A 17,702-nucleotide genomic window follows, 5' to 3' on the forward strand; every position below is an offset into this window, starting at 1 on the left:
GTGGAAGCCGCGTCTCCCCCGCTCGGCCTCCCCGCTACACTTGACCACCTGGGCCGTTAGCTCAATTGGTAGAGCTGCGGACTTTTAATCCGTCGGTTCTGGGTTCGAGCCCCAGGCGGCCCACTCTTTCGCCTGGTCAGCGGCGCTGTGACAGCGTCGGTGCCGGGCGTTTCGTTCTGTCCGGGGCCGCGAGCCCGAGCTTCCTCCAAGGGCGACCACGCTGCACCTGGTGCCGGTGGCGGCGATCGGGCTGTCCCTGAGGGGGTGTCGGCCCCCTCGGCGGCCGTCGACGGGGTGGCGATCGCGAGGCGTCGACGGATCGAACTGCGCCGGGCAGGCCGTCTTGTTTTTGTCCTGTTCACCGGTGCCGGGGTTTCACCGTCGAATGGTGAATACCGTTCACCGGGTTGTCGCCCGCTCGGTCGCAATCGCGTAATCGACTACCGGAAAGACCCGGGAGTTCCCGTGGTCGGCTCCACCCCGCCCGCATGATCACCCGGAGTTCCCCCGGCGCGTTCGCTGCGGCAGACTCGGTGCATGGGTGACGCGCTGTGGTTGTGGGTTCGGAGTGAGGTCCGGGAGACCGAGCGGCGGGTGGCCGTGGTGCCCGCCGACGCCCGGCGCCTGGTCGAGGCCGGGGTGCGGGTCACCGTGGAGGAGTCGCCGCGGCGGGTGTTCGGGGTGGAGGAGTACGCCGCCGCCGGGTGCGAGGTGGTGGGTGCGGGCAGTTGGGTCGACGCGCCGGGTGGTGTTGTCGTGCTGGGGTTGAAGGAGTTGCCGGGGGAACCCGCGGCGTTGCGGCGCCGGCACGTCTACTTCGGACACGCGTACAAGGGGCAGGGTGGGGCCGCCGAGCTGGTCGGGCGGTTCGCCGCCGGTGGTGGGGCGCTGCTGGACCTGGAGTACCTGACCGACGAGCACGGGCGCCGGTTGGCGGCCTTCGGGTACTGGGCCGGGTACGTGGGGGCCGCGCTGGCGGTGCTCGCCGCGCGCGGGGAACTCGAGGCGCCGTTGCGGCCGACCACCCGGGCCGCGTTGGACGAGAGCATCCGCGCCGACCGGGACCCGACCACGGCCCTGGTCGTGGGTGCACTGGGGCGCAGTGGTCGGGGGGCGGTGGACGCGCTCGCGGTGGCCGGGATCAGTGCCACCGCGTGGGACGTGGCCGAGACCGCGGAGCTGGACAAGGCCGCGCTGCTCGACCACGACATCCTGGTCAACGCCGTGCTTACCTCCACCCCGGTGCCGCCGTTCGTCACCGACGCCGACCTCGACCGGGCGCGGCGTCGGCTCCGGGTCATCTCCGACGTGACCTGCGACGTCACCTCCGACTGCAACGTGCTGCCCGTCTACGACCGGATCACCGACTGGGACGAACCGGCGCGCGGGCTGCGCCGGGACAACCCGGTGGACGTCATCGCCATCGACAACCTGCCGTCGCTGCTGCCGCTGGAGGCGAGCACCGCCTTCTCCGCGGACCTCACGCCGCAGTTGCTCGACTTCGACGGTGATCCCTGGGAGCGGGCGCGCGGTCACTTCGACGCCGCCGTGGCCGACCTCGGCTGATCGGGTCCCGGCCTGCGGCACCGTCCACGCGGGTGCCGGGTTCCCGCGCGGGGCAGGGGAAAACCGCTCGGTGGACCCGGTGGGGACCTGCCACAGTGAACCGGTGGAAACGGGTACCGGGGTGTGGTCGTCGGACGCGTGGTTCGAGTGGGCGGTGTCGTGGCTGGACGACCGGCTGGCCGTGGCGGGCCGCGCGCGGACCGGGCCCGCGCGGCGGCACCGGGTGCGGCCGTGGTCGGTGGTGCTGACCGCGCCGACGGACGCCGGTCCGGTGTGGCTCAAGGCGACGGCGCCGGGCACCGCGTTCGAAGCGGGCCTCTACGAACTGCTGCCGGGGATCGCCCCGGACCACGTGGTGGCGCCGATCGCCACCGACCCCGACCGGGGGCTGTTGCTGCTCCCCCACCGCGAACCGCTGCGGGACGCGGACCTGGTGGACGTGCTGCCGGTCTACGCGGAGTTCCAGCGGGCGGTGGCGCCGCACGTCGACCGGGTGCTGGCCGCGGGGGTGGCGGACATGCGGGCGCCGGTGATGCCCGAGCGCTTCGCCGAGGCGCGGCGGGTCATCGGGACCTCGCCGGAGTTGGCCGGGTTCGCCGACACCTTCGGCGCGTGGTGCGCGCGGTTGGCGGAGTCGACCGTGCCGCCCTCGCTCGACCACAACGACCTGCACGCCGACAACTTCCTCGTCGGACCCCGGTTCTACGACTGGGGCGACGCCGTGGTCGCGCACCCGTTCGCCAGTCTCCTCGTGCCCCTGCAGCAGGTCGGGCCCGAGGAGCGGGACCGGGTGCGCGACGCCTACCTGGAGGTGTTCGACGACCTCGCCCCGCGGGCCGACCTGGTGGCCACCGCGGAGCTGGCGTGCCGGGTCGCGGTGGTGGCGCGGGCGCTGGTGTGGCACCGGGCGGTGTCGCCGGAGCCCGGCGACTACACCGACGCTCCACTCGCGACACTGCGGTCGCTGCTCGGGTAGTCCTCGAAGCCGGTCGCGCGGATCGCGGCGAGCAGCTTCGCCGCCAGGTCCGGGCGGCAGATCACCAGGTCGGGCAGGTACGGGTGCGGCCGGTTGTAACGCAGCGGCGACCCGTCGACCCGGGAGGCGTGCAGGCCCGCCGCGGCCACCACCCCGACCGGCGCCGCCGAGTCCCACTCCCACTGGCCGCCCGCGTGCAGGTAGGCGTCCGCCTCGCCGCGCAGGACCGCCATCGCCTTGGCGCCCGCCGACCCCATGGTCAGCACCTCCGCGTCCAGGGTCTCGGCGACGGCGCCGGTGAACGCCGGTGGGCGGCTCGCGCTGACCAGCAGGCGGATGCGGTCCTCGGACGGCGGCAGCGGTGGTGGGTCGTCGGTGGCGTAGACCGTGCCGAGGGCCGGTTGGGAGACCGCCGCGGCGACGAGCCCGGCACCGCGCTGCCACAGCGCGATGTGCACGGCCCAGTCCGGGCGGCCCGGGAGGGCGTACTCGCGGGTGCCGTCCAACGGGTCGATGATCCACACCCGGTCGGCCTCGACCCGGGCCGGGTCGTCCGCCGACTCCTCGGAGAGCACCATGTCGCCGGGGCGTTCGGCCGCCAACCGGTCGAGGATCAGGGCGTTGGACTCCAGGTCTCCGCGTCGTCCCAGGTCAGCCGGTCGTCGGTTACGGAGGTCGAGCAACAAGTCACCGGCTGTAGTCGCCAGATCGACGGCGAGGCGGGCATCCGTGGTCATGCTTCCTCCCTGCGCTCGGGGAAAGTCGAATGTAGCAACGCCAGGGGGAACGCGGGGTCATCCCGTGACGTCTATGTGGGGGACGGCGCGATCGGCGGGAGTGCAGCGGCATGGCGGACATCGAGTACCGGTTCGGCACCGGCGAGGGTGACCCCCACGTGCACCACGGCGCCGCCGACGTCGACGCGGACGGCGACGGCACCCCCGACGCCGTCGCGGTCGACTTCGACGGCGACGGCCGCTACGACGACGCCATGTGGGACTCCGACGGCGACGGCGTGGCCGACACGGCACTGCTGGACACCGATGACGACGGCAAGGCCGAGTCCGCCTACAGCGACCCCAGCGGCGAGGGCACCTGGAACGCGCACGGCCAGGGCGGCTCCCCCGCCGACCAGACCGCGCACCCGCCCCCGCCACCGGACGACGAGCCCGACGACGGCGGCTTCGAGAACCAGCCTGCCGACACCGACACCCCCGACTCGGACGGCACCGGCGCCGAGGACGACCCCGACGAGGGCTCCGACACCGCCGAGGACGGCCCGGCGGGCTCCCGGTTCGACGACTTCCTCGACTCGCTGCACGACGACCCCGCCGCGACCGCCGACGACCTCACCGCTGACGACCCCGCCGACGACCCGGGGGACTCCGACTGGGGCACCTGGTAGCCGCCGCGCCATCCCGCGCCCGCGGGGGGTTAGCCTGGGCGGCGTGGTCGCAGGATCTCCGAGTACCCCCACCGGTCCCAGCCTGAAGATCGGCCGGTACGCCGTGGACCCGGCCGTGGTCCTCGCGCCGATGGCCGGGATCACCGACGTGGCGTTCCGGCAGCTGTGCCGGGAGTTCGGCAGCCCCACCTCGCTGTACGTGTGCGAGATGATCACCGCCCGGGCGCTGGTCGAGCGGGACTCCAAGACCATGGAGATGATCACCTTCGGTCCCACCGAGCACCCGCGCTCGTTGCAGCTCTACAGCGTCGACCCGCACAACATGGCCGAGGCCGTGCGGATGGTCGTCGCCGAGGACCTCGCCGACCACGTCGACATGAACTTCGGCTGCCCGGTGCCCAAGGTGACCCGCAAGGGCGGGGGCGCGGCGCTGCCGTTCAAGCGGCGGCTGTTCGGCGAGATCGTGGCCGCCGCCGTGCGCGCGGCCGAACCCGCGGGCATCCCGGTGACGGTCAAGTTCCGGGTGGGCATCGACGACGAGCACATCACCTACATCGACGCCGGGCGGATCGCCGAGGCGGAGGGGGCGCAGGCGGTCGCGCTGCACGCCAGGACGGCCGCGCAGCGGTACTCCGGGCAGGCCGACTGGTCCAGGATCGCCCGGCTCAAGGAGGCCGTGACCGGCATCCCCGTCCTGGGCAACGGCGACATCTTCTGCGCCGACGACGCCCTGCGGATGGTCGCCGAGACCGGCTGCGACGGCGTCGTGGTCGGCCGGGGGTGCCTGGGCAGGCCGTGGCTGTTCGGCGAGCTGCACGCCGCCTTCACCGGCACCCCGACGCCCGAGGGGCCCACCCTCGGCGCCGTCGGGCGCATCCTGCGCAGGCACGCCGAACTGCTCACCGCGCACATCGGCGAGCAGAAGGGCCTGCGCGAGCTGCGCAAGCACATGGCCTGGTACCTGCGCGGCTTCCCGGTCGGGTCGCAGATCCGCCGCAGCCTGGCGATGGTCAGCACCCTGGCCGAGCTGGACGACCTGATCGGTCAGCTCGACCACACCGCGCCGTACCCGCCGGAGGCCGCCGAGGGCCCGCGCGGGCGCCAGGGCTCCCCCGGCCGCGTCGTGCTGCCCGAGGGCTGGCTGGACGACCCGGACGACGCAGCCGTCCCGGCGGGCGCCGAGCTGATGCACTCGGGGGGCTGATGCGCCGGGCACTGGGGGTGGTGCTGCTCGCCGCGGCGGCCACGGCGTGCACGTCGACCGTCGCGGGCTCACCGGTCCCGGCAGGCGGGCAGGGCACCGACGGGCAGCAGGCGCTGGTGAAGCAGTACTTCACCGACCTCAACGACGCCGCGGGCGAGGGCCCGGCGGCGCAGCGGGAGTTCCTGCGCCGCACCCAGCACCCGGACTTCACCGACCGCGCCTGCGACCTCGGCGACCTGACCCTGCGCATCGAGCCCGCGCTGTCCACGCTGCGGCCGGACCCGCGGTGGAAGCCGGAGGAGGCCACCGCCCGCCCGCGCGGCACCACCTACGTCGTCGGTGTGTCGGTGCGCATCCGGCGGGACGGCTCGACCCTCGCCGAGCAGATCGGGTCGCAGCGCGTGGTGGTGCTCAGCGGGAAGGCGTACGGGTTCACACCCTGCCCCACCCGGTAGTTCCCCACCACAAAGCGGTGTTCCTCGATGAGAAGCACCATTGCGGCAAACGGGTGACCCGCACCGACCGTGGATGGTGGTACCGCTCCGCCGGATCACCGGGATGGAGCAGCGCCTCGTCCACCAGTAGGGGGAATTACGACCTCCATGCGTCCCGCCCGCTCAAGCGCGGCCTCTTTAAGGACGACACACATTCTTACGTAGGGAGGTGACCGCGGTGACCGTTCTGGGACGAGGTGTGACCAACTCAGAGCCGGACCGGCACGACACCCCGTGGCGAGGCCACCGGGTCAACGAGCCGACGATCCCGCTGCGCCACCCCGCGATCACCGACCGGGCCGAGAACCCGGACCTGGACCCGCCCGCGGACGCCGCCAACCTGGTCAGCCTGCACGAGTCCATCGCCGCCCTGCTGGCCTCCCGCGGCCAGTACCGGCAGGCCTACCAGCACCTGCGCTCCGCCCTGGACCTGGTGTCCGAGCTGGGCGAGCAGCCGCAGATCCCGGAGCAGCTCCGCCGCGAGGTGGACCGGCTGCGCCGCGAGCACGCCGAGGCGCACGAGCAGAGCATCCGCGACAGCCTCACCGCCAGCTACAACCGCCGCTACCTCGACCAGCGGCTGGTGACACTGCTCGCCGAGCAGGACCGCGCCGACGGGCTGGCCGTCGCGCTGGTCGACCTGGACTGGTTCAAGCAGGTCAACGACACCTTCGGCCACCTGGTCGGCGACCGGGTGCTGCAACGGGTGGTGGAGCTGCTGCAGGAGGGGCTGCCGGAGGCGGGCTTCTGCGCCCGCTACGGCGGCGAGGAGTTCGTCCTGGTGCTGCCCGGGGTCGACCGGGTGACCGCGGTTGGGCTGGCCGAGGCCGCGCGGGCCAGGGTCGAGCACTACCCGTGGTCGAGCCTGGTGCTGGGGCTGCGGGTGACCGTCAGCATCGGCCTGGCGCAGGAACCCACCGTCCGCGTGGCGGAGGACACACCGGCCGGTCCGGAGCGTCAGCTCCGGGAAGCCGACGCGCTGCTGTACACCGCGAAGCAGTCGGGTCGCAACGCTGTCGCTTATCTGCTCGACGGCAAGCCCCACCTGGCCGGAGCCGCTGCGGGCCGCCGGGCCGTGGTGGTGCCCAGGGCGAGTGCGCGCTGACGCCCCCACGCTTCCGGGCGATACGCCGATCGGACTATAACCGTGGGTACGACACGCAGAGTTTGTGAAAAGAAGCCTGTCCTGAGGTCGTCACAGGGATCTGTCAGTCGTACTATCGCGTCCGCACTGTGACACGATCGGGTAAGCAACCGAGCGCGACGTCGCAACGGGTTGACAACCAACTGGTAACGGTTAACGCAGGACCTCGGAAGGAGCATGGGTGCCCGACGACCACAACCGCGACGGCGCCCCAGGCCACGGCGAGCCCCCCGGAGGCAAACGGCGCGCCCCCGAACCCACCGAGGAGCCCAGGCGCAGGCGCCGCGCGGCGGAGAACTCCGGCGGGCTGAGCGTGTCCGACCTGGTGGAGCGGCACAGCGGCTCCCGCACCAACCTGACCCCGGTCGCCCCCCCGGCGCCCGAACCGGAACCGACCGGCCGCCGCGCGGCCACCCCCTCGCGCAGGCACCGCACCACCACCGTCCCCGCGGACATCCTCGTGCGGGCCCAGGGCCAGCCCCCGGCCGAGCGGCCGCTGAGCCCGCGCACCGACGACAGCATCCCGACCACGGTGGCCGACCTGCTCGGTGCCACCCACACCCGCACCGCCGTCCCGGACGCCCCCCGCCGAGCCCGCCAGGACGACAGCGACGCCTTCCCGGTCGACCGCGACCCGCACCAGCAGCCCGCCGCGGCCTACCCCCCTGCCCCCGGCAGGCGCCGCGCCGCCGAGCCCCCGGCCGACGAACCCACCGGCCGCCGCGCCCTGTCCGACGACGCCCGCCGCAGGCTGATGGCCCAGCCGGAGGAGGAAGGCGCCCCCGCCGCTGGCCGCCCCTTCCCGACCGCCGACGAGTTCGAGGCCAACCGCCGCGGCACCCCCGGCCACCGCTCCCGCGCGGAATCCGCGAGCACCCCGGGCCACCGCTCCCACCCGGAGCCGGACGGCACCCCCGGCCACCGCTCCCAGTCGCACCCCGGCAACGCCGCAGGCCACCGTTCCCAGCCGGAGCCCGGCGACGCTCCGGGTCACCGCTCCCAGTCGCAGCCTGGCAACGCTCCGGGTCACCGCTCCCAGCCGGAGCTCGGCGAGGCTCCAGGCCACCACTCCCAGTCGGAGTTCGGCGACGCCGCGGGCCACCGCTCCCAGGACGCCGCGGGCCACCGTTCCCGGTCGGAGTCAGCAGGCATTCCCGGCCACCACTCCCGCGCGGAGCAGGGTGACGTCCCCGGTCACCGGACCCAGTCGGAGCCCGGCGCCACCCCGGGGCACCGCTCCCGGTCCGAGGCGGGCGACGGCCTCGGCCACCGCTCCCAGTCGGAGACCGCCGACGCCGCGGGCCACCGTTCCCCGGCGGAGGCGGGTGCTCCTGGTCGCCGTTCCCGGTCCGAGCAGGTCGACACCCCCGGCCACCGCGCCCGGCCGGAGCCCGCCGAGGGGTTCGCGGGCGGCTCCCCCGCCCACCAGGGGCCCTTCCCGGCCGATCCCGCCCTCGTCGACCCGCCCGTCACGGGCAGGCGCTCCGCGGGCGGCGGCGAGCCCTTCCCGATCGACCGCCCCGCCAAGCGCGCCCGCCCCGAGGGCGGCCGCCGCGCGCTCCCGGAGAACACCCGGGGCCGCCGAGCGCTGCCCGAGGACGAGGACGGCGCCCCCCGCGCCCTGTCGACCCCCGACGCCCCCGCCCGCCCCGCCCCGCGCGGCAGGCGAGCCCGCCAGGCCGACCAGTCCTTCCCCCGCGACCCCCGCCAAGCTGACGACGCCCCACCGCCCCCCGGCGGTCCGCGCCCCACCGGCAGCCACCCCCGCCCGATCCGCAACGGCCGCCCCACCAACGCCCCGAGCCCCGGCGCGAACCCCACGGGCGCCTTCCCACCCGGAACCGAAGCACCCGACGGCGGCCCCCACACCAGCGGTCACCCCGACGGCGGCAGGTCCGACGAGGTCGCGCCCTTCCCCGGCCCGACCCCCCGCTCCCGCTCCGGCACCGGCGCCCACCCGAGCCCCGGCCGCAACGGCGATTCGTACCCGCGTCCGGACGCCGAGGGCATGCCGGTAAACGGCATCGATCGTCCGGCGAACGGCACGGGTGCTCACCCGCGTCCCGCCCGGAACGGCGATCCGTACCCGGGGCCTGACGCCGAGCGCCCAACGAACGGCACCGGCGCCCACCAGCGCCCCCGCCGGAACGGCGATTCGTACCCGCGCCCGGATGCCGAAGGCATGCCTGCACACGGTGCTGATCGCCCGGTGAATGGCACCGGCGCCTACCCGCGTCCTGGCCGGAATGGTGATTCGTACCCGCGTCGGGGTGCCGAGGGCATGCCGGTGCACGGTGCTGATCGTCCGGCGAATGGCACCGGCGCCTATCCGCGTCCTGGCCCGAATGGTGATTCGTACCCGCGTCCGGATGCCGAAGGCATGCCTGCACACGGTGCTGATCGCCCGGTGAATGGCACCGGCGCCTACCCGCGCCCTGGTCGGGATGCCGACTCGTACCCACGGCCCGATGCCGAGGGCATGCCGGTGCACGGCGCCGGTGATCGCCCGGTGAACGGCACCGGCGCCTACCCGCGTCCCGGCCGGAATGGTGATTCGTACCCGCGCCCGGGTGCCGAGGGCATACCGGTCAACGGCACCGGTGCGCAGCCCCGGTCCCGCGCCGACCGCCCCGCCAACGGCACGGGTGCCCACCCCCGCCCCAACGGCCCGCAGGGTGATCCCCACCCCGGCGCCGAGAGCGGTCCGCGCCCGCCGGTCAACGGCACCGGGTCGTACCCCCGGCCCCGCCCGGAGGACGCCGAGGGCCCCCCGCCCGCGGGCACCGGTTCGTTCCCCCGGCCGAACAACCTGACCAACGCCTTCCGCCGCCCCGACCGCCCGCGCCCCGGCGCGGAAGGCCTGCCCGTCGACCGCCAGCGCCGGGCCGAGGGCGACTCCTACCCGCGCCCGGACGCCGAGGGCCTGCCGATCAACGGCACCGGCGCCCACCCGCGCCCCAACGGCCAGCCCGGCTCGAACGGCCAATCCGGCCCCCACAGCCGGAACGGGCAGCCCGGCCCGAATGGCCAGCCCGGTCCCCACGGCCAGTCCGGCCCGAACAGGCAGCCCGGCCCGAAGGGGCAGCCGGGTCCCAATGGGCAGCCCGGTCCTGATGGCCAGCTCGGTCCCAACGGGCAGGCCGGGGCGAACGGCAGGCCCGGTCCCGATGGGCAGCCCGGTCCCGATGGCCAGCCCGGTCCCAACGGACAGCCCGGGGCGAACGGCAGGCCCGGCCCCGGCGGCCGATCCGGTCCGCGTCGCCCGGAGGCCGACAGCTACCCGCGGCCCGATGCCGAGGGGCTGCCGGTCAACGGCGGTCGCCCCGGCAGGCCCGCCGGTCCGCCACCGCCCGGCGCGCCTGGCGCGACCGGCGCCCACCCGCGCCCCCCCGCTCCCGGCCGCCCGAACCAGCGCCCCACCGGCGCCTTTCCGGTCCCGGGAAGCACTGGTGGCACCGGGAACACCGGGGAGCGCCGAATCTCCGAGAGCCTCGACGGCCTCGACGAGCAGCCCCCGCGCGGTCCCCGGCAGCAGCCCGGCCAGTCGTCCATGCCGCCGCAGCCGGAGGACGGGGCGGAGGACCGGCCCGCGATGATGCCGCCGCCGGACGTTCCGCCGGAAGAGCTGATGGGGCTCACCACCGAGATGGAGCCGATCGGTGAGGCCGTGCAGAAGCGGCGCCGGGTCGACCACACGCTGGCGCGGTTCTCCGCCGTGCACGACGAGCTCGCCGCGGAGGAGAAGGCCCGCAAGGCCAAGAAGCTCAAGCTGAACCCGTTCGCGGGTGACGTCGACGAGTTGGACGACCACCTGACGGGGCTCGGGCAGGTGCCCGGTGCCGAACCGGGGGAGGTGGTTGACTTTGTCGACTCCAAAAGTGGACCGGAAGCGCCCGACGAAGAAGCGCGGACTGTTCGGACGCCGCCGCTCCGACTAGCCGAGCCCGGCGCGGACCTGCCCACCGAGGTGGTCCCCGCCGTCGACGAGCCCGCCCGGGACGACAGCCCCGCCGAGCCCGAGCCGGAAGCCGAGCGGGAACCGGAAGCCGAGTCGGAGCCCGAGGCCGTGGTCACCCGGGGGCCGCAGCCGCACGACCGGAAGGTGCGCGCGGGCCGGTTCGCCGCCATCGCGGTCGCCGCGGTCGTGTTCGTGGCGACCGGCATCGGCTGGGGCTACGCCAAGTGGACCGACGGCACCATCGACGACGTGCGCGCGCTGGACCCGAACTCGGCCTCGATCACCGACGCCGCCGCCCAGCAGGGCGACGAGAACTTCCTGCTGGTCGGTTCCGACAGCCGGGAGGGGGCGTCGGCCGAGGAGGGCGTCGGCGACGCCGAGCAGGTGCCCGGTGCGCGCTCGGACACGGTGATGGTGGCGCACGTGCCCGCCGACCGCAGCCGGGTCGTGCTGGTGTCGTTCCCGCGCGACCTGGAGATCAACCGGCCGTCCTGCGAGCGGTTCGACGCCAAGAGCAACACCTACACCGGTGAGCAGGTGCCGGGGCAGAAGATCGCGAAGATGAACACCGCCTACCAGGTGGGCGGCCCGCTGTGCATGACCAAGGTCGTGCAGGGGCTGTCCGGGTTGAACATCACCCGGTTCATCGGGATCAACTTCGACGGCTTCAAGGGCATGGTCGACGCGGTCGAGGGCGTCAACGTGTGCGTCGAGAAGCCCATGTTCGACACCACCCTCAACACCTGGGTCGTCAAGGACGCGGGCACCGAGGTGCTGCTGCGCGGGGACCAGGCGCTCAACTTCGTGCGCGCCAGGCACGTGGTCGGCGACAGCACCTCCGACTACGGCCGGATCAAGCGCCAGCAGCGGTTCCTGTCGGCGTTGCTGCGCAAGGCCATGTCCAGCCAGGTGCTGCTGGACCCGGGCAAGCTGACCAGCTTCACCAGCGAGTTCGCCAAGTCCACCTTCGGCGACAACATCGGTCTGGACTCGCTGCTGCGGCTGGGCCAGTCGCTGCAGGGCCTGGAGGCGGGGCGGGTCACCTTCATCACCGTGCCGACCGTGGGCACCTCCAACACCCGCGGCAACGAGACGCTGCTACCGGACGACAACAAGGCGCTGTTCCACGCCATCATCAACAAGCAGGCACTGCCCGGCGAGAAGCCCGTGGGCGGGCAGCAGGCGATGCCGCAGCCTGCTCCGCTGCGCCAGCAGCAGACCGAGCCGGTCGACCCGAAGACGCTCAAGATCCAGGTCCTCAACGGCGGCAACACCACCGACGGCATCGCCAAGAAGACCGCGGAGAAGCTGACCGGCGTCGGCTACACCGTGGTGCAGGTCAACGCGGGCCCGTCGGTGCCGAAGACCACGATCCGCTACGGCAAGGGCCGCGAGGCGCAGGCGCAGACCCTGGCGTCCTCGATCCCCGGCGCGACCCTGGAACTGGACCCCGGCGCGGGCGCCGCGCTGGTGCTGGTGCTCGGCCCGGAGTTCAACGGCACCGTCACCGCCCCCGGCGGCGCGGGCGCACCGGCCCAGGAGGAGCTGCCCGCCAACCTGTCGACCATCAACGCAGGGGACGTGACCTGCGCGTAAGCGGGTTCGTCGTGGCGGGTTCATCTTCGGTTCATCCCGCGCTGGGGCAACCGGGCGCGCGGGGAACTAGGCTGACCGGCATGCGTGAGGCTTACCATCTCGAACTCGGCAAACTCGCCGATCAACTGGCCGGCATGTGCGCGATGGTGGCCGAGGCCATGGAATCCGCCACCCGGGCCCTGCTCGACACCGACCTGGCCGTGGCCGAGCAGGTGATCAGCGGCGACGAGAAGATCGACGACGCCCGCTCGTCCTGCGAGGAGCACGCCTACGCGCTGCTCGCCCTGCAGGCGCCGGTGGCCACCGACCTGCGGACGGTGCTCGCGGCCATCCACGCGGCGGAGTCGCTGGAGCGGATGGGCGACCTGGCCCTGCACGTGGCCAAGGCGGCCCGGCGCAGGCACCCGGCCCCGGTCCTGCCGGAGCCGGTGCACGGCTACTTCGCCGAGATGGGCCGCATCGCCGTCGACCTCGCCCGCAAGGCCGAGACCGTCATCCGCACCCAGGACGTCGCCGCCGCGCGCGCCCTCGAGGACGCCGACGACGAGATGGACGACCTGCACCGGCACCTGTTCTCGGTGATCATGGACAAGGAGTGGCCGCACGGCGTCGCGTCCGCGGTGGACGTCACGCTGCTGGGCCGCTTCTACGAGCGCTACGCCGACCACGCCGTGTCGGTGGCCAAGCGCGTCGTGTTCGTCGTCACCGGCCGGATGCCCGGCTCGGGCGACGAGGACCTCTGACAGTCCACAACAGACAAACCCGAACCGCCCCGCCGACACCGGTGGGGCGGTTTTCCTTTCCCGCACCGAGTCCGGCCGCCACGCGGCACCAACGGCCGCGGTGGGTTGTGCGGGGGAGCGCGGAGATCGATACTCGGACCCGTGTCCCGCTGGCCGGTCGTCGTCGCGTTCGCCGCACTGGGTGTCTCCACCCAGGTCTGCTGGCTGGCCTACGCCGCGATCACCACCGCCACCGCGACCCACTTCGGCGTCTCCGATGCCGCCGTCGGCTGGCTGGCGAACCTGTTCCCGCTGCTGTTCGTGCTGCTCAGCGTGCCAGCCGGGCGGCTGCTGGACACCCGGCTGCGGCCCGCCCTCGCGCTCGCGGCGGTCCTGCTCGGCCTCGGCGCGCTGACCAGGGTCGCGGTCGACGCCTACTGGGCGGCGCTGCTCGGGCAGGGCCTCGCCGCCCTGGCCCAGCCGCTGGCCGCCAACGCGATCACCCGCGTCGCCGCGGCCTACCTCGAACCGCGGCACCGGCCGCTGGGCATCGCCGTCGGCGCGGGCGCCACCTACGTCGGCATGATCCTCGCCATCGGCGTGGGCACCGCCATCCCCGACGACGTGCCGCTGGTCGTCGCCGTGGGCGCCGGGCTGACCCTGGTCACCGTCGTCGCCGCGCTGTTCGCCCTGCGCGGGCGACCGCCGTTCGAGGTGGCGGTGCGGCGACCGCCGCCACTGACCGCCGTCGCCCGGCAACCGGGGGTGGCGCTGCTGGCCACCGTGGTGTTCGCGGGCATGGGCGTCTTCGTGGCGCTGGCGACCTGGCTGGAGCCGCTGCTCAAGCCCAGCGGGGTCGCCGCGGACGCGTCCGGGCTGCTGATGCTGACCATGCTCGTCGCCGGGATCGTCGGCTGCGCGGTCATCCCACCGCTGGCGGCGCGCAAGACCGCGGAACCCACCGCGCTGCTGGTCACCGGGTTGGTCACCGCGCTGGCGTGCCTGCTGCCGGCGCTCGCGCCGGGGGTGGCCACCGGGTTCGCCGCCGCGCTGCCGATCGGGTTCCTGCTGCTGGCCGCCCTGCCGGTCGCCCTGGCCCACGTCGAGCGCACCGCGGGCGACTCCGCCGGGACGGTCACCGCCCTGCTCTGGCTGACCGGCAACGCGGGCGGCGTGGTCGTGTCGCTGGCCGCAGGCGCCCTGCTCGGCACCCCCGGACTGGCCTTCGGGCTGTTCGCACTGCTCGCCCTGGGCGCGGCGGGGCTCGCCCACTCGTTGCGCGCGGTGGATCGGGGCAAAACACTCCACTAGGTTCGAACGCGTGTGCTCAGAGCCGGTGTCACAGCCAGGTAACCGCCGGGGGGATGCGGACGCCGCAGCCGGTCCCGTGCGGTTGACTGTGTCGCCATGGGTGTCGAGCCACGGGGAGTCCGGTTGGTGACCACCGCACCACCGGAGACCACCGCGCCGTCGCCCCTGCGCCGGGTCGCCAGGTCGGCCACCACCACCCCCGGCAGGCTGTCGGTGATCTGGGCCGGGCTGCTGCTGCTGACCATCGCCACCGGCATCGTCTCCGCCGTCGCCACCCAGGCCAAGCAGGACACCCTCGACGAACTCCTCACCCAGCGCGAACCCCTCGCCGCGGTCGCCCAGCAGATCTTCCGGTCCCTCTCCGACGCCGACGCCACCGCGGCCAGCGCCTTCCTCTCCGGCGGTGTCGAACCCCCCGAGCTGCGCGCCCGCTACGAACTCGACATCGCCACGGCGGGCGAGGCGGTCGGCGCCGCCTCCTCCGACCTGGGCGACGACCCGGTGGCCGCCGGGTACGTCAGCACCCTGTCCCGGCAGCTGCCGGTCTACACCGGACTCGTCGAGACCGCCCGCGCCAACAACCGCCAGGGCTTCCCCGCGGGCGCCGCGTACCTGCGCGAGGCGTCCGGGCTGATGCGCTCGAAGATCCTCCCCGCCGCCGAACAGCTCTACGGCATCGACCACCAGCGCCTGCGAGCCGCCCAGGACGAGGCCCGCGCGCTGCCGTGGGGGCCGGTCGCGCTCACCGCGGCCCTGCTGGTCGCCCTGCTCGCGGCCCAGGTCCACCTGACCCGCAGGACCAACCGGCTGCTCAACGTCGGCCTGGTCGTGGCCACCGCGGCGGTGGTCGTGGCGGTCGCCTGGGCGTCGGTCGCCCTGCTGCTGGCCGCCGACCGGGTCGACGACGCCCAGCGCAACGGCTCCGCCCAGGCCGACGTCCTCGTGCACGCCCGCATCAACGCCCTCAAGTGCCGGGCCGACGAAACCCTCACCCTCGTCGCCCGCGGCGACGGCCCCGGCTACGAGGCCGAGTGGCAACAACTCGCCGCCACCCTCACCGGCGACAGCCGCGACAACCTCCTGCGCCAAGCCCAGGACCTCGCCCCCACCGACGCCGTCCGCCAGGCCGTGGACAACGCCTCGGCCTGGCAGGGCGCCCACCGCAGAATCCGCGAACTCGACGGCAACGGCCAGTACGAGGAAGCGGTCACGGTCGCGGTCGGCCAAGCCCCCGACAGCGCCGCCACCACCTTCGCCGCCCTCGACGACAACCTGCGCACGGCCATCGACGCCTCCCGCGCCGAGTTCGCCACCCAGACCACCGGGGCCGCCCAGGTCACCACCGGCCTCACCGCGGGCGTGGCCCTGCTGACCACGGTCGCCGCCGCGGGCATCTCCGCGGGCATCCGCGAACGCCTCCGCGAGTACCGATGACCCCGACCCCGCGACCCGGCCCCGCCCACCCGCCCCCGGCGGACCCGCCCGCGAGCACCCCCGCGGGCGGTGGTGCCCGCTCGGCGAGCGTGGTGGAGGTCAACGACGCGGCGGGCACGGGTGGTGCGGCGGGAACCGGCGGCACGGTGGGGATCGGTGGCGAGATGGAGGTCGGCGGCACAGTGGGGGTCGGCGGTGTGGTGGGGACCGACAGCGCGGTGGTCACGGGTGGCGCGGTGAGGGTTGGTGGCGCGGTGGAGGTCGGTGGAGCGCCGGGTGTCGGCGGAGTGGTCGGGGTGCGCGGGTCGGGTGGGGCGGTCGGGGTGCGGGCGGTCGGGGGGAGCGGGGCGCGGATGCGGCGGGTGGCGGTGCTGGCGGTCGCGGTGGCGTTGGCGGTGACCGCGTGCGGGGGCGGCGCGGCCCCGGTGGACCGGGTCGACGTGCGGTCGGTGGAGCGCCCGCAGCCGGTGGGGGTGGAGGTCAACCCGCCGACCAGCACCGGCGCGACCGCCGCCGTGCCCCCGTGCGACCCGACGGCGAGCCTGCGGCCCGCCGGGAAGCCCACGCCCGGCCTCATGCCCGCGGGCACCACCATGCGCGCCATCCAGGACCGCGGCAGGCTCATCGCGGGCGTCGACCAGAACACCTTCCTCTTCGGCTTCCGGGACCCCACCACCAACGCCCTCACCGGCTTCGACATCGACCGGGTCCGCGAGATCGCCGCCGCCATCTTCGGCGACCCCGACCGCGTCCAGTTCAAGGTCATCACCTCCGCCGAGCGCGTCGACGCCCTCAAGCGCGGCGACGTCGACATCGTCGTCCGCACCATGACGGCCACCTGCGCCCGCTGGGCCGACATCAACTTCTCCGCCATCTACTACACCGCGGGCCAGCGCGTCCTGGTCGAGAAGTCCTCCCCCATCACCGCCGTCGACCAACTCGGCGGCAAGCGGGTCTGCGCGGCCAAGGGCTCCACGTCCATCACCAAGCTGCGCGACTCCCCCGCCCCACCGGACCTCCTCGCCGTCGACAACTGGTCGGACTGCCTGGTGCTGCTGCAACAGGGCCAGGTCACCGCGATCTCCACCGACGACACGATCCTGGTGGGGATGGCCGCCCAGGACCCGAACGTGAAGATGGTCGGCCCGCGGTTCACCGAGGAGCCGTACGGCATCGGCATCCCCAAGCAGAGCGAGGACATGGTGCGCTTCGTCAACGCCGTGCTGGAGGACTCCATCCGCACCGGTTCCTGGACCGCCAGCCACAACCGCTGGCTCGACGGCTCCGGCCAACCCGCCAACCCCCCGGTCGCCCGGTACCGGGACTGACCATGACCCACAACCCGGACCCCCACAGCGGCCACCTCCCCCCACCCCCCTGGGACCAGCCGCCCCCCGACCCCGCGAGCGCCCAGCCCCCGGGGCAGCACCGACCCACCCCCGGCGCCCACCCGCGCCCGGGACAGCAGTCCCGGCCGTCCTTCCCGGGCCCGGAGCTGAGCGGTGGACAGCCACCGCCCCACCCCGGACAGCCCCGACCGCAACAGCCAACCTCGGACGAGCCCACCGGTCCCCCACCGCAGGACCAGCGCCCGCCGTACCCCGGCAACCGCCCACCGCAGCAGAACCCGGCGGAATCCACCGGCCCCCAGCACAGGCAGCCCCCGAGCGGGCACCCACACCCGGACCAGGGCGCAGGCCCCCACCGCCCAGTGCCGCCATTCCAGCCGCACCCCCACCCCCGCCCGGCAAACCCGGCGGAGCAGACCGGGTTCCAGCCTCGCCCGGCGAATCCGGCTGAGCAGACCGGGTCCCAGCCTCGCCCGGCGAATCCGGCGGAGCAGAGCGGGTCCCACTCCCGCCCGGCGAACTCGGCGGAGCGGACCGGTTCTC

General features: G+C 74.3%; 12 protein-coding genes and 1 tRNA gene. 12 read left to right on the plus strand and 1 reads right to left on the minus strand.

What is annotated here, in order from left to right:
- The first annotated feature begins 50 nt into the window (after nt 1-50).
- The 3 genes from DFQ13_RS07530 (at nt 51) to DFQ13_RS07540 (ending at nt 2,542) form a co-directional block, all read left to right on the plus strand.
- Nucleotides 51-123 (plus strand) — tRNA-Lys (locus DFQ13_RS07530).
- Between the two features lie 414 nt (nt 124-537).
- On the plus strand, nt 538-1,566 hold the full coding sequence (locus tag DFQ13_RS07535) for a saccharopine dehydrogenase (protein WP_110079356.1): 1,029 nt from the start codon (nt 538-540) through the stop codon (nt 1,564-1,566).
- A gap of 103 nt (nt 1,567-1,669) precedes the next feature.
- Nucleotides 1,670-2,542 carry a phosphotransferase gene (locus tag DFQ13_RS07540; RefSeq protein WP_110079681.1) on the plus strand — a complete coding sequence of 291 codons (873 nt, stop codon included), beginning with the start codon at nt 1,670-1,672 and terminating at the stop codon, nt 2,540-2,542.
- Here DFQ13_RS07540 and DFQ13_RS07545 read toward each other — a convergent pair.
- A complete protein-coding gene (locus tag DFQ13_RS07545) occupies nt 2,497-3,279 on the minus strand; it encodes a 3'(2'),5'-bisphosphate nucleotidase CysQ (RefSeq protein ID WP_052020988.1) in 783 nt (260 codons plus the stop codon). The two genes, DFQ13_RS07540 and DFQ13_RS07545, sit on opposite strands and share 46 nt — an antisense overlap.
- A 110-nt stretch (nt 3,280-3,389) precedes the next feature.
- Between DFQ13_RS07545 and DFQ13_RS07550 the strand changes: the two genes are divergently transcribed.
- The 9 genes from DFQ13_RS07550 to DFQ13_RS07590 all read left to right on the plus strand — a co-directional run bounded on the left by DFQ13_RS07550 (nt 3,390) and on the right by DFQ13_RS07590 (nt 17,138).
- Complete coding sequence (locus tag DFQ13_RS07550) at nt 3,390-3,947, plus strand: hypothetical protein (protein ID WP_110079357.1); 558 nt, start codon at nt 3,390-3,392, stop codon at nt 3,945-3,947.
- Nucleotides 3,948-3,981: 34 nt separating this feature from the next.
- Nucleotides 3,982-5,151 (plus strand): tRNA dihydrouridine synthase DusB, encoded by a 1,170-nt coding sequence (dusB, locus tag DFQ13_RS07555; RefSeq protein ID WP_407643152.1) that lies wholly within the window; start codon nt 3,982-3,984, stop codon nt 5,149-5,151.
- Nucleotides 5,151-5,606: a hypothetical protein gene (locus DFQ13_RS07560; protein WP_035281156.1), complete on the plus strand. Its 456-nt coding sequence runs from the start codon at nt 5,151-5,153 to the stop codon at nt 5,604-5,606. Before dusB ends, DFQ13_RS07560 begins: the two co-directional genes overlap by 1 nt.
- A gap of 238 nt (nt 5,607-5,844) precedes the next feature.
- On the plus strand, nt 5,845-6,750 hold the full coding sequence (locus DFQ13_RS07565; RefSeq protein WP_407643143.1) for a GGDEF domain-containing protein: 906 nt from the start codon (nt 5,845-5,847) through the stop codon (nt 6,748-6,750).
- A gap of 220 nt (nt 6,751-6,970) precedes the next feature.
- The gene (locus tag DFQ13_RS35535; protein WP_110079359.1) at nt 6,971-12,343 is read left to right on the plus strand and encodes an LCP family glycopolymer transferase; all 5,373 of its coding nucleotides are present in this window, start codon (nt 6,971-6,973) and stop codon (nt 12,341-12,343) included.
- An 80-nt stretch (nt 12,344-12,423) separates the two neighbouring features.
- Nucleotides 12,424-13,086 (plus strand): phosphate signaling complex protein PhoU, encoded by a 663-nt coding sequence (gene phoU, locus DFQ13_RS07575; protein ID WP_035281160.1) that lies wholly within the window; start codon nt 12,424-12,426, stop codon nt 13,084-13,086.
- 141 nt (nt 13,087-13,227) lie between these two features.
- Nucleotides 13,228-14,376 carry an MFS transporter gene (locus DFQ13_RS07580; RefSeq protein WP_181399887.1) on the plus strand — a complete coding sequence of 383 codons (1,149 nt, stop codon included), beginning with the start codon at nt 13,228-13,230 and terminating at the stop codon, nt 14,374-14,376.
- A 126-nt stretch (nt 14,377-14,502) separates the two neighbouring features.
- Nucleotides 14,503-15,810, plus strand: coding sequence for a hypothetical protein (locus DFQ13_RS07585; protein WP_110079361.1), 1,308 nt, complete (start codon nt 14,503-14,505; stop codon nt 15,808-15,810).
- Nucleotides 15,807-17,138, plus strand: coding sequence for a glutamate ABC transporter substrate-binding protein (locus tag DFQ13_RS07590; RefSeq protein ID WP_325050905.1), 1,332 nt, complete (start codon nt 15,807-15,809; stop codon nt 17,136-17,138). The genes DFQ13_RS07585 and DFQ13_RS07590 overlap by 4 nt, the downstream gene beginning before the upstream one ends.
- Nucleotides 17,139-17,702 lie beyond the last annotated feature (564 nt).

Source organism: Actinokineospora spheciospongiae (assembly GCF_003182415.1).
Lineage (GTDB): Bacteria > Actinomycetota > Actinomycetes > Mycobacteriales > Pseudonocardiaceae > Actinokineospora > Actinokineospora spheciospongiae.

Excerpts from the sequence above, each read along its gene's own strand:
- DFQ13_RS07535 (WP_110079356.1), top strand. The coding sequence starts at position 538 with ATGGGTGACGCGCTGTGGTTGTGGGTTCGGAGTGAGGTCCGGGAGACC.
- DFQ13_RS07545 (WP_052020988.1), bottom strand. The coding sequence starts at position 3,279 with ATGACCACGGATGCCCGCCTCGCCGTCGATCTGGCGACTACAGCCGGT.
- DFQ13_RS07550 (WP_110079357.1), top strand. The coding sequence starts at position 3,390 with ATGGCGGACATCGAGTACCGGTTCGGCACCGGCGAGGGTGACCCCCAC.
- DFQ13_RS07560 (WP_035281156.1), top strand. The coding sequence starts at position 5,151 with ATGCGCCGGGCACTGGGGGTGGTGCTGCTCGCCGCGGCGGCCACGGCG.
- phoU (WP_035281160.1), top strand. The coding sequence starts at position 12,424 with ATGCGTGAGGCTTACCATCTCGAACTCGGCAAACTCGCCGATCAACTG.
- DFQ13_RS07590 (WP_325050905.1), top strand. The coding sequence starts at position 15,807 with ATGACCCCGACCCCGCGACCCGGCCCCGCCCACCCGCCCCCGGCGGAC.